This is a genomic window from Blastococcus sp. TML/M2B, assembly GCF_016612865.1.
Lineage (GTDB): Bacteria > Actinomycetota > Actinomycetes > Mycobacteriales > Geodermatophilaceae > Blastococcus.
Window position 1 is genome coordinate 693,915 of record NZ_JAENZZ010000001.1, and the last position, 11,724, is coordinate 705,638.

Consider the following 11,724-nt stretch of genomic DNA (forward strand, 5'->3'; position numbering starts at 1 on the left):
CCCATCCGCGCGCTGGCCGGCGACCGGCCGGTGTCGCCGGCCTTCGTCCAGGTGCTCACCGAGCGGTTCCACCTCGATCGACCCGCTCTGGGTCCAGTACTGGGAGTACCTGAAGGGCCTCGTCCAGGGCGATCTGGGCACGGACTTCCGCGGCCGACCGGTGCTGGACACCATCGAGCGCACGCTCCCGGTCACGATCCGGCTGACCATCGTCGCGGTGATCTTCGAGATCATCATCGGCCTGACCGCCGGCGTGCTGGCCGGCATCCGCCGCAACAGCTACTTCGACAACCTGGTGCTGGTCTCGACGACCGTCATCGTGTCGATCCCGATCCTGGTGCTGGCGTTCCTCGCCCAGCTCACCTTCGGGCTGAAGCTCGGCTGGTTCCCCATCGCCGGCACCCGCGAGGGCTGGTACAGCTACGTGCTGCCGGGGCTGGTGCTCGCCTCGGGCTCCCTGGCCTACGTGGCCCGGCTGACCCGCACGAGCATCGCCGAGAACATGCGCGCGGACTACGTGCGGACGGCGAAGGCCAAGGGCCTGCCGCGCAGCCGCATCATCGTGCGGCACACGCTGCGCAACAGCCTGATCCCGGTGGTCACGTTCATCGGCGCCGACATCGGTGCGCTGCTGGGCGGCGCGATCGTCACCGAGACCGTCTTCAACCTGCCCGGCATCGGCCGCGAGGTGTTCGACTCGATCCAGGCGCAGGAAGGCGCCGTCGTCGTCGGCATCGTGACGCTGATGGTCTTCTTCTTCATCTTCTTCAACCTGGTCGTCGACGTGCTCTACGCCGTCCTGGACCCGAGGATCCGCTATGACTGACCAGCAGCAGGTGGACCTGCGCAAGGACGAGATCGAGGCGGGGACGACGACCGGGCTGGCCAGCCCGTCGGTGGACCCGCTCAGCGCCCGCCAGAACAGCCTGTGGTCCGACGCGTGGGCGTCGCTCAAGCGCAACCCGCTGTTCTGGATCGGCTCGCTGCTCACCGTGCTGCTCGTGGTGATGGCGGCCTTCCCGCAGCTGTTCGCCCGCGGCGCCGACCCGCGCGCGTGCGACCTGGCCAACTCCAAGCTGCTGCCGTCGTCCCAGCACTGGTTCGGCTTCGACCAGCAGGGCTGCGACTACCTGGCCAACGTGGTCTACGGGGCGCGCAACTCGCTGATCATCGGCGTCTTCGCCGTCGTCGTCGTGCTGCTGCTCGGCGTCGTCGTCGGCGCCATCGCCGGCTACTTCGGCGGGGTCACCGACGGCGTGCTGTCCCGCATCGCGGACATCTTCTACGCGCTGCCGCTGATCCTCGGCGCGCTGGTGCTGCTGCGCGTCGGCCCGCAGACCGACATCCCGATCCTCAACAGCCGCGGCCCGGGCGCGGTCGCGCTGGCGCTGGCGCTGTTCGGCTGGATGACGGCGATGCGGCTGGTCCGCTCGCAGGTCATCGCGGTGAAGAGCTCGGACTACGTCGCCGCCGCCCGCGCCATGGGCGCGTCCAACAGCCGGATCCTGGTCCGGCACATCCTCCCCAACGCCGTCGCGCCGGTGCTGGTCTACACGACCATCACCATCGGCGTGCTCATCGCGGCCGAGGCGACGCTGACCTACCTCGGCGTCGGCCTCCAGCGGCCGGCCATCTCGTGGGGCCTGCAGATCGAGGCCGGTCAGGACCTCATCCGCACCGCCCCGCACCTGGTGCTGTTCCCGAGCATCGTGCTGAGCCTGACCGTGATGGCGTTCATCCTGATGGGCGACGCCCTGCGCGACGCCCTCGACCCGAGGCAGCGTGCATGACCCAGTCCCAGCTCGACCCCACCCCGCACCCCGCGACCGCCGGCGCGACGCTGCTCGAGGTCGACGACCTGCACGTCGAGTTCCAGCAGCGCTCCGGCGTCGTCAACGCCGTCAACGGCGTGAGCTACACCCTCGCCGAGCGGGAGACCCTGGCGATCCTCGGCGAGTCCGGCTCGGGCAAGTCCGTCTCCGCCCAGGCGATCATGGGCATCCTCGACACCCCGCCGGCGGTGGTCCGCGGCGCGATCCGCTTCCAGGGCGAGGACCTGCTGCGGATGTCCGACGAGGACCAGCGCCAGGTCCGCGGCCCCGGCATCTCGATGATCTTCCAGGACGCGCTGTCGTCGCTGAACCCCGTCTACAGCGTGGGGTGGCAGATCGGCGAGATGTTCCGGGTGCACCAGGGCGCCTCCCGCAAGGAGGCCAAGGCCAAGGCGATCGAGCTCATGGACCGGGTGCGCATCCCGGCCGCGGCCAAGCGGGTCGACGACTACCCGCACCAGTTCTCCGGCGGCATGCGCCAGCGCGTCATGATCGCCATGGCCATCGCGCTGGACCCGCGGATCCTCATCGCCGACGAGCCGACCACCGCGCTCGACGTCACCGTGCAGGCGCAGGTCATGGACCTGCTCAAGGACCTGCAGCGGGAGACCGGCATGGGCCTGATCCTCATCACCCACGACCTCGGCGTCGTCAACGAGGTCGCCGACCGGGTGGCGGTCATGTACGCCGGCCGGATCGTGGAGCGGGGCACCGTCGACGACGTCTTCACCGACGCCGGGCACCCCTACACCGAGGGCCTGATGAACTCGGTGCCGCAGGTCGAGGCCAAGGGCGGCCGGCTGCAGCCCATCGTGGGCCAGCCGCCGAACCTCGCCGCCATCCCCAGCGGCTGCCCGTTCCACCCGCGGTGCGCCCGCCGCCGCCTGGGTGCGGACGCCGCGCCCGGCCGCGACTGCGCCACCGACGTCCCGCCGCTGCGCCTGGTCGTCCCCGGCCGCGAGGCAGCGTGCCACTACAGCGAGGAGGTCCTCGGTGTCTGAGCCGACCGGCGCCACCGCCGTCTCCGCCACCGCCGTGTCCGCCACCACCGGCGCCACCGCCCGGGGCCCCCTGGGCGAGACGCTGCTGGAGATCAAGGGGCTGCAGAAGCACTTCCCGCTCACCCAGGGCGTGCTGTTCAAGCGCACGATCGGCCACGTCCGCGCCGTCGACGGCGTGAACATGACGCTGCGCCGCGGCGAGACCGTGGGCCTCGTCGGTGAGTCCGGCTGCGGGAAGTCGACGGCTGTCCAAGCTGCTGGTCGCGCTGGAGAAGCCGACCGGCGGCTCGATCGTCTACAAGGGCCGGGACGTCGCCACGATGACCGGGCGCGCGCTCAAGGAGTACCGCCGCGAGGTCCAGATCATCTTCCAGGACCCGTACTCCTCGCTGAACCCGCGGATGACCGTCGGCGACATCGTCGCCGAGGGCTGGTCGGTGCACTCCGACATCGCGCCGCGCAAGGACCGGCTCAAGCGCACCCAGGACCTGCTGGACCGCGTCGGGCTCAACCCCGACTACGTCAACCGCTACCCCCACCAGTTCTCCGGCGGCCAGCGGCAGCGCATCGGCATCGCCCGGGCGCTGGCGCTGCGGCCGGAGATCATCGTCTGCGACGAGCCGGTCTCCGCCCTCGACGTCTCGGTGCAGGCGCAGGTGGTCAACCTGCTCGAGGACCTGCAGGACGACTTCGGCCTGTCCTACCTGTTCATCGCGCACGACCTCTCGGTCGTCCGGCACATCTCCGACCGGGTGTCGGTCATGTACCTCGGCTCGATCGTCGAGGAGGGCACCGACGAGCAGGTCTACACGACGCCGTCGCACCCCTACACGCAGGCGCTGCTGTCCTCGGTGCCGCTGCACGAGCCGCACCTGCGGGGCCAGAAGGACCGCATCCTGCTGCAGGGCGACGTGCCCAGCCCGGCCGACCCGCCCTCGGGCTGCCGGTTCCGGACGCGCTGCTGGAAGGCGCAGGACATCTGCGCCACCGAGGCGCCGGCGCTGGTGGACCGCGGCCAGGGCCACCCGGCGGCGTGCCACTTCGCCGAGGCGCGAGCGGTGGTCCCCGTCGACGCGGAGTGAGGCCGATCCGGCAGGATCGCGCCGTGACGCCCTCCCGACGCATGCTGCTCGTCCACGCCCACCCCGACGACGAGACGATCGGCAACGGCGCCACCATGGCGCGCTACGTCGCCGAGGGCGCCGGGGTCACGCTGCTCACCTGCACGCTGGGGGAGGAGGGCGAGATCCTCGTGCCGGAGCTCGCCCAGCTGGCCGCCGACCAGGCCGACCAGCTCGGCGGCTACCGGATCGGCGAGCTGCGGGATGCGATGGCCGCCCTCGGCGTCACCGACTCCCGGTTCCTCGGGGGGCCGGGCCGCTACCGGGACTCCGGGATGATGGGGACGCCGGCCAACGGGCACCCGCGCGCCTTCTGGAACGCGGACCTGGACGAGGCGGCGGCGCACGCCGTGGCCGTCATCCGCGAGGTGCGCCCGCAGGTGCTGGTCACCTACGACGAGAACGGCGGCTACGGCCACCCCGACCACATCCAGGCGCACCGGGTCGCCATGCGCGCCGCCGACGCCGCCGCGGACCCCGCGTTCCGGCCCGACCTCGGGGCGGCGTGGGAGATCGCGAAGGTCTACTGGAACGCGATGCCGCGCTCGGTCGTGCAGGCGGGCATCGACGCGCTGGCCGCGCTCGGCGAGAAGTCGATGTTCGACGGCCTCGGCGACCTGGACGACGTGCCGTTCGTCGTGCCGGACGACGTCGTCACCACCGCCGTGGACGCGCGCGCGCACGCCGACCGCAAGGACGCCGCGATGCGCTCGCACCCGACCCAGATCACCGTCGACGGGCCGTTCTTCGCGCTGTCGAACAACCTGGGCCTGGAGGTCATGGCCACCGAGCACTACCGGCTGGTGCGCGGGCGGCGCGGCCCGGCGGTCGGGGACGAGGGCTGGGAGGACGACCTGTTCGCCGGCCTGGAGCCGTGATCGCCCGGATCGCCGCGAGGCTGGGCTGGGCGGTGCTCGCCGTCGTCGTCGGCGGCTGGCTGGCGCTGGTCGAGGTGTTCTGGCTGCCGCTGCGGGCCGGCGCCGTGCCGGTGCCGGTCTCGGTGCTCGCCGCGGTGGTCGGGAACCTGCTGCTGGTGCAGCTGTTCCACCGGCTGTCGGGCTCCCGGCTGGTTGCGGTCGTGCCGGCGCTGGTCTGGCTGGTCGTGGCGCTGGCCGCGACGATCCGGCGGCCCGAGGGCGATCTGGTGCTGATCGGCAGCGGGGTCACCGGGTGGGTCGGCATGGCGTTCCTGCTGCTCGGCGTCGTCGCGGCCGCGTTCGCCGCCGGGCGGGTGCTGGCCGCGGGCGTCAGGCCGGTGGCGCCGACCGGTGGTGGTACCGGTGGTGCTCCGTGACGCCCAGCCGCGCGTAGAGCCCCAGCGCGGGCTCGTTGCCGTCGCCGACCTGGAGCAGGCAGGAGTGCGCGCCCCGCTCCCGCCCGGCGGTGGCCAGAGCGGCCACGTCGACCACGCGCGACATCCTGCGACGGCGCCCGGGAACTCCCTCTGCGGGGTGACCACGCAGGCAAGGGCACCCTTCCCGGCCAACCGGGTGCGAGAGGGTGATACTAATTCTGCCGATCGACCGTCCAGCGGTCGTAGCCCGCACCGCCCCCGGGAGGAACCACCGTGACCTACGTCATCACACAGGCCTGCGTCGACGTCCTCGACAAGGCGTGCATCGACGAGTGCCCGGTGGACTGCATCTACGAGGGCGAACGGATGCTCTACATCCACCCCGACGAGTGCGTCGACTGCGGTGCGTGCGAGCCGGTCTGCCCGGTCGAGGCCATCTACTACGAGGACGACGTCCCGGACAAGTGGAAGGACTTCTACAACGCCAACGTGGAGTTCTTCTCCGACCTGGGCAGCCCCGGCGGCGCCGCCAAGACCGGGAAGATCCACAAGGACCACCCGCTGGTCGCGGCGCTCCCGCCCCAGGGCGAAGGGCACTGACCGCCCCCGGGGGTCCGCGCGTCCTCCCGGACTTCCCGTGGGACGCGCTGGAGCCGGCCCGTGCGCGGGCCGCGCAGCACCCGGGCGGCGTCGTCGACCTCTCGATCGGCACGCCGGTCGACGCGACCCCGGCGCTGCTCGGCCAGGCGCTGGCCGCGGCCGGGAACGCCCCGGGCTACCCGGCCGCGCTGGGCACCGCCGCGCTGCGCACCGCGGCGGCCGGCTGGCTGAGCCGCCGGCTCGGCGTCACGGTCGCGGACCCGCTGGGTGCCGACCCGTCGGTCATCCCGACGGTCGGCTCCAAGGAGCTCGTCGCGCTGCTGCCGACGCTGCTGGGCCTCTCCGGCCGCGGCACGGTGCTGATCCCCTCGGTCGCCTACCCGACCTACGAGGTGGGCGCGGTGGTCGCCGGGCTCGACGTCCGGCGCGCCGACACCCCGCCCGCGGACGCCGACGGCGTCGTGCTGGTCTGGCTGAACTCCCCCGGCAACCCGCACGGCCGCGTGCTGGACGACGACGAGCTGCGCGCCTGGATCGACTGGGGCCGGACGCACGGCGTGCCGATCGCCTCGGACGAGTGCTACGTGACCCTCGGCTGGGACGTCGAGCCGCGCTCGCTGCTGCACCCCGCCGTCGCGGGGGAGGACCACCGCGGCCTGCTCGCCGTCCACTCCTTGTCCAAGCAGTCCAGCGCGGCGGGCTACCGCGGCGGCCTGCTCTCCGGCGACCCGGCGCTGGTCCGCCGCGTCTGGGAGGTCCGCCGGCACCTGGGGCTGCTCGTGCCGACGCCGGTCCAGGCCGCGATGACCGCCGCCCTGGCCGACGACGCGCACGTCGACGCCCAGCGCGAGCGCTACCGCGGCCGCCGCGACCGGCTCGCCGCCGCGGTCCGGGCTGCCGGGCTGCGGATCGACCACTCCGCCGCCGGGCTGTACCTGTGGGTCACCCGCGACGAGGACTGCTGGGCCACCATCGACTGGCTCGCGGGCCTGGGCATCGTGGCCGCGCCGGGCGCGTTCTACGGACCCTCGGGGGAGCGGCACGTGCGCATGGCGCTCACCGCCACCGACGAGCGCATCGACACCGCCGTGGAGCGCCTGTCCGGCTGAGGCCGGGGCCCGAAGTCGCCTGACGACGTCGGTGCGGCGTGGCAGCATCCCGCGGGTGACCGATCGACCCGTGCACGCCGCCGACAGCCATGACGTGATCCGCGTGCTCGGCGCGCGGGTGAACAACCTCAAGGACGTCAGCGTCGAGCTGCCCAAGCGGCGGCTGACGGTGTTCACCGGCGTCTCGGGGTCGGGCAAGAGCTCGCTGGTGTTCGCCACGATCGCCGCCGAGTCGCAGCGGCTGATCAACGAGACCTACAGCGCCTTCCTCCAGGGCTTCATGCCCTCGCTGACGCGCCCGGAGGTCGACCTGCTCGAGGGCCTGACGACGGCGATCATCGTCGACCAGGAGCGGATGGGGGCCAACCCGCGCTCCACCGTCGGCACCGCGACCGACGCCAACGCCATGCTGCGCATCCTGTTCAGCCGGCTGGGCACGCCGCAGATCGGCCCGCCCACGGCGTTCTCGTTCAACGTGCCGACGCGCAAGGCCAGCGGCGTCATGAGCACCGAGAAGGCCGGCGGCCGGGTCGAGAAGAGCGTCGTCCGGGAGGCGGTCTACCTCGGCGGCATGTGCCCGCGGTGCGAGGGCATGGGGGCGGTCTCCGACTTCGACCTCACCGCGCTCTACGACGACACCAAGTCGCTCAGCGAGGGCGCGCTGACGGTGCCCGGCTACAGCATGGACGGCTGGTACGGCCGGCTGTTCCAGGGCATCGGGCTCGACCTGGACAAGCCGATCGGGAAGTACTCGGAGAAGGAGCTCGACACCCTCCTCCACAAGGAGCCCACCAAGATCAAGGTGGAGGGCATCAACCTGACCTACGAGGGCGTGATCCCCAAGGTCCAGAAGTCGATGCTGTCCAAGGACATCGACGCGTTGCAGCCGCACGTCCGCCGTTTCGTGGAGCGGGTGATCACCTTCCAGCAGTGCCCGGAGTGCGACGGCACGCGGCTCACCCCGGAGGCCCGCTCGTCGCGGATCGCCCGCAAGAACATCGCCGACGTCTGCGCGATGCAGATCAGCGACCTCGCCCAGTGGGTCCGTGACCTGGACGAGCCCTCGGTGGCGCCGCTGCTCAAGGGGCTGCAGCACCTGCTCGACTCGTTCACCGAGATCGGGCTGGGCTACCTGTCGCTGGACCGGCCGGCCGGCACGCTGTCGGGCGGCGAGGCGCAGCGGACCAAGATGATCCGCCACCTCGGCTCCTCGCTCACCGACGTCACCTACGTCTTCGACGAGCCCACCGTCGGCCTGCACCCGCACGACATCGAGCGGATGAACGGGCTGCTCCTGCAGCTGCGGGACAAGGGCAACACCGTGCTGGTCGTCGAGCACAAGCCCGAGACGATCGCGATCGCCGACCACGTCGTCGACCTCGGGCCGGGCGCCGGCTCCGGGGGCGGCACGGTCTGCTTCGAGGGGAGCGTCGAGGAGCTGCGGCGCAGCGACACCTCGACCGGCCGGCACTTCGACTACCGGGCGACGGTCAAGGACGCCGTGCGGTCGGCGAGCGGCGCGCTCGAGGTCCGGGGCGCGTCGACCCACAACCTCCGGGACGTCGACGTCGACATCCCGCTGGGCGTGCTGTGCGTGCTCACCGGCGTCGCCGGCTCGGGCAAGAGCTCGCTGGTCACCGGCTCGGTCGCCGGCCGCGAGGGCGTCGTGGTGGTCGACCAGGGCGCGATCAAGGGGTCGCGGCGCAGCAACCCGGCCACCTACACCGGGCTGCTGGAGCCGATCCGCAAGGCGTTCGCGAAGGCCAACGGCGTCAAGCCGGCGCTGTTCAGCTCCAACTCCGAGGGCGCCTGCCCGACCTGCAACGGCGCCGGCGTCATCTTCACCGAGCTGGGCGTCATGGCCACCGTCGAGTCGCCCTGCGAGGAGTGCGAGGGCCGGCGGTTCCAGGCGGCGGTGCTCGAGTACACCCTCGGCGGCCGGAACATCGCCGAGGTGCTCGCGATGTCGGTGGCCGAGGCCGAGGAGTTCTTCGGCGCCGGCGAGGCGAAGGTACCCGCGGCGCACGCGGTCCTCGACCGGCTGGCCGACGTCGGGTTGGGCTACCTCACCCTCGGCCAGCCGCTCACCACGCTGTCCGGCGGCGAGCGGCAGCGGCTGAAGCTGGCCACCCAGATGGCGGAGAAGGGCAGCGTCTACGTGCTGGACGAGCCGACCACCGGTCTGCACCTGGCCGACGTGGAGAACCTGCTCGGGCTGCTGGACCGGCTCGTCGACGCCGGCCGGTCGGTGGTCGTCATCGAGCACCACCAGGCGGTCATGGCGCACGCCGACTGGATCATCGACCTCGGTCCGGGTGCGGGCCGCGACGGCGGCCGGGTGGTCTTCGAGGGGACGCCGGCCGACCTGGTCACCGCCCGCTCCACCCTGACCGGCGAGCACCTGGCGGCGTACGTCGGCCGGTGACCGGGCGGCGGGCCGGTGGCCTTCCGCGGGCCCCGGCGCGGCCCTACCGTCCCGCCATGAGCTGGATCGCGGACGCCGACGAGGCCGCCTCCACCGAGGCGGCGGAGGCCTTCGACCGGGACCGGGCGACCCTCGGGTACGTCGCGAACTACACCCGGCTGCTCGCCCGGCGCCCCGCCGTCTACGAGGCGTGGCGCGCGCTGAACGCCGCGGTCAAGGCGTCGATGGACCCGCGCCGCTACGAGCTGGCCACCCTGGCCGCGGCCCGGCAGCTGCGGTCGAGCTACTGCTCGCTCGCCCACGGCGGGGTGCTGGTCGACCGGTTCGGCGCGGAGCCCGAGGTGCGCGCGATCAGCGGCGGTGAGCTCGCCGCCCTCGGCCCGGTCGACGCCGCCGTCGTCCGGGTGGCCGCGAAGGTCGCCGCCGGTGCCGCCGCGATGACGCCGGAGGACCTGGCCGAGCTGCGCACCCTCGGCCTGGACGACGACGAGATCCTCGACGTCGTCCTCGCCGCGGCGGCGCGGTGCTTCTTCAGCAGCGTGCTGGACGCCACCGGCACCGAGCCGGACGCGCAGTACCGGTCGATGGACGCGGGACTGCGTGCGGGCCTGACGGTCGGCCGGCCGATCGCGGAGGCCTGAGGCCTCAGACGCAGCCGAGGGCGTCCGCGCTCAGCGCGGCGGTCAGCTCCTGGGCCCCAGGGGTTCGTGCTTCTGGTAGGCCTCCGGGAAGCCGGAGCGCTGCACCGCCTGGGCCACGTCGGTGAGCCGGCCGGTCTCCCAGCCGGGGACGGTCACCAGCCAGTCGTAGAACTTCCCCGCGGCGTAGACCGGGTCCTGAACCTGTTCGGGGGTGCCCCAGCCCTGCGAGGGGCGCTGCTGGAACAGGCCGAGGGAGTCGCGGTCGCCGTAGTCCAGGTTGCGCAGGGTCGACTCCTGCATCGCCGTCGCGAGGGCGATGACGATCGCCCGGTCGGGCAGGCCGCGCTCCCGGCCCACGCGGGCGATCGTCGCCGCGTTCTGCGCCTGGTCGGGGGAGAGCTGGACGGTCCCGGTCCCGATCGGACCCTCGACGGTGCACGTGACCGCCGGCGGGACGTCGTCCGCCGAGCGCACCCAGGCGACACCGACGACCACCAGCACCGCGACGACGACCAGCGGCCACCAGTTGTCCGAGCCGCTCCGCTTCCGGCGTGCCGGGCCGCGCCGCTTCGCACTCCGGCGGGCGGGGCGCCGGCGGGCCGGCGCGCCGGCCCGGACCGCGGTCGTGCGGGCCGGCGTGGAGGTGGAGCTCATCGGGAGGAACTCTAGGTCGGCTCCCTGACCGTTCCCTGGACGACCGGGGGTGACGGCGGCCGCACTAGTTCTGGTGCAGCTCCGCGTTGAGCGCGCCCCACGCGCGGTCCTTGCGGTCGACGACCTCGAGCGCGCCGCTGACGCTGTTGCGGCGGAACAGCAGCCCGTCGCGGCCGGAGACCTCGCGGGCCTTGACCACCGAGCCGTCGGGCAGCGTCACGCGCGAGCCGCCGGTCACGTAGCAACCGGCCTCGACGATGCAGTCGTCGCCGAGCGAGATGCCGATGCCGGCGTTGGCCCCCAGCAGGCACCCGGTGCCGATCGAGATGACCTCGGTGCCGCCGCCGGAGAGCGTGCCCATGATCGAGGCGCCGCCGCCGATGTCGCTGTCCGCACCGACGACGACGCCCTGGCTGATCCGGCCCTCGACCATGGACGGGCCCAGCGTGCCGGCGTTGAAGTTGACGAAGCCCTCGTGCATGACCGTCGTCCCCTCGGCCAGGTGGGCGCCCAGGCGCACCCGGTCTGCGTCGGCGATGCGGACGCCGGAGGGGATGACGTAGTCGACCATCCGCGGGAACTTGTCCACGCCGAAGACGGTCACGTGGCCCACGGCCGCACGCAGCCGGTGCGCGTTGAACCCGGCCGCCTCGACCGGTCCGGCACTGGTCCAGGCCACGTTGGTGAGCAGACCGAAGACGCCGGTCATGTTCGCGCTGTTGGGCCGGATGAGGCGGTGGGAGAGCAGGTGCAGCCGCAGCCACACGTCGTGGGTGTCCACCGGCGGGGCGGCCAGGTCGGGGATGACGGTCCGGACGGCGATGACCTCCACGCCGCGCGCCTCGTCGCTGCGCACCAGGCCGCCGTAGTCGGGGCCGAGCTCGCCGGAGAGGTCGAGGGCGCCGATGCGGGTGGTGCCCGCGGCCGCCCCGTCGGGCGCGCCGAGCCGGGGCTCCGGGTACCAGGTGTCCAGGACCGTGCCCTCGCGGGTCACGGTGGCGAGGCCGGCAGCGGAAGCGGAGACGGGCGCAGCGGTCACGGGTGAGA

12 protein-coding genes and 1 pseudogene are annotated in these 11,724 nt (G+C 72.9%); 10 read left to right on the forward strand and 3 right to left on the reverse strand.

Annotation, left to right across the window (positions count from 1 at the left end; genetic code table 11):
• The first annotated feature begins 160 nt into the window (after positions 1-160).
• The 6 genes and pseudogenes from JKP75_RS03335 to JKP75_RS03360 all read left to right on the forward strand — a co-directional run bounded on the left by JKP75_RS03335 (position 161) and on the right by JKP75_RS03360 (position 5,248).
• Entirely contained in the window at positions 161-826 is a 666-nt protein-coding gene (locus JKP75_RS03335) for an ABC transporter permease (protein ID WP_309229476.1), read from the forward strand.
• Complete coding sequence (locus tag JKP75_RS03340) at positions 819-1,790, forward strand: ABC transporter permease (RefSeq protein ID WP_200489189.1); 972 nt, start codon at positions 819-821, stop codon at positions 1,788-1,790. The genes JKP75_RS03335 and JKP75_RS03340 overlap by 8 nt, the downstream gene beginning before the upstream one ends.
• Positions 1,787-2,833 (forward strand): ABC transporter ATP-binding protein, encoded by a 1,047-nt coding sequence (locus JKP75_RS03345; RefSeq protein ID WP_200489188.1) that lies wholly within the window; start codon positions 1,787-1,789, stop codon positions 2,831-2,833. The genes JKP75_RS03340 and JKP75_RS03345 overlap by 4 nt, the downstream gene beginning before the upstream one ends.
• A 70-nt stretch (positions 2,834-2,903) precedes the next feature.
• A pseudogene (locus tag JKP75_RS22425) lies at positions 2,904-3,915 on the forward strand (ABC transporter ATP-binding protein).
• A 23-nt stretch (positions 3,916-3,938) separates the two neighbouring features.
• On the forward strand, positions 3,939-4,832 hold the full coding sequence (mshB, locus tag JKP75_RS03355) for an N-acetyl-1-D-myo-inositol-2-amino-2-deoxy-alpha-D-glucopyranoside deacetylase (protein ID WP_200489187.1): 894 nt from the start codon (positions 3,939-3,941) through the stop codon (positions 4,830-4,832).
• A complete protein-coding gene (locus JKP75_RS03360; protein WP_309229478.1) occupies positions 4,829-5,248 on the forward strand; it encodes a hypothetical protein in 420 nt (139 codons plus the stop codon). Before mshB ends, JKP75_RS03360 begins: the two co-directional genes overlap by 4 nt.
• On the opposite strand, the gene JKP75_RS03365 is transcribed toward JKP75_RS03360, so the two are convergent.
• Positions 5,202-5,363 carry a GNAT family N-acetyltransferase gene (locus JKP75_RS03365; RefSeq protein ID WP_200489186.1) on the reverse strand — a complete coding sequence of 54 codons (162 nt, stop codon included), beginning with the start codon at positions 5,361-5,363 and terminating at the stop codon, positions 5,202-5,204. The genes JKP75_RS03360 and JKP75_RS03365 overlap by 47 nt on opposite strands.
• Positions 5,364-5,521: 158 nt before the next feature.
• On the opposite strand from JKP75_RS03365, the gene fdxA reads away from it, so the two are divergent.
• The 4 genes from fdxA to JKP75_RS03385 are packed head-to-tail and all read left to right on the forward strand — an operon-like array spanning position 5,522 to position 10,023.
• Positions 5,522-5,848: a ferredoxin gene (gene fdxA, locus JKP75_RS03370; protein WP_200489185.1), complete on the forward strand. Its 327-nt coding sequence runs from the start codon at positions 5,522-5,524 to the stop codon at positions 5,846-5,848.
• Entirely contained in the window at positions 5,845-6,957 is a 1,113-nt protein-coding gene (gene dapC, locus JKP75_RS03375) for a succinyldiaminopimelate transaminase (RefSeq protein ID WP_200492953.1), read from the forward strand. The genes fdxA and dapC overlap by 4 nt, the downstream gene beginning before the upstream one ends.
• Before the next feature lie 55 nt (positions 6,958-7,012).
• Positions 7,013-9,382 carry an excinuclease ABC subunit UvrA gene (locus JKP75_RS23645; RefSeq protein ID WP_309229479.1) on the forward strand — a complete coding sequence of 790 codons (2,370 nt, stop codon included), beginning with the start codon at positions 7,013-7,015 and terminating at the stop codon, positions 9,380-9,382.
• Between the two features lie 56 nt (positions 9,383-9,438).
• The gene (locus JKP75_RS03385; protein ID WP_200489184.1) at positions 9,439-10,023 is read left to right on the forward strand and encodes a carboxymuconolactone decarboxylase family protein; all 585 of its coding nucleotides are present in this window, start codon (positions 9,439-9,441) and stop codon (positions 10,021-10,023) included.
• Between the two features lie 42 nt (positions 10,024-10,065).
• Here the strand turns inward: JKP75_RS03385 and JKP75_RS22430 are convergent, their stop codons facing one another.
• Complete coding sequence (locus JKP75_RS22430; RefSeq protein ID WP_200492764.1) at positions 10,066-10,677, reverse strand: hypothetical protein; 612 nt, start codon at positions 10,675-10,677, stop codon at positions 10,066-10,068.
• A gap of 64 nt (positions 10,678-10,741) precedes the next feature.
• Positions 10,742-11,716, reverse strand: a complete 975-nt coding sequence (gene dapD, locus JKP75_RS03395) for a 2,3,4,5-tetrahydropyridine-2,6-dicarboxylate N-succinyltransferase (protein ID WP_200489182.1) — start codon at positions 11,714-11,716, stop codon at positions 10,742-10,744.
• Positions 11,717-11,724 lie beyond the last annotated feature (8 nt).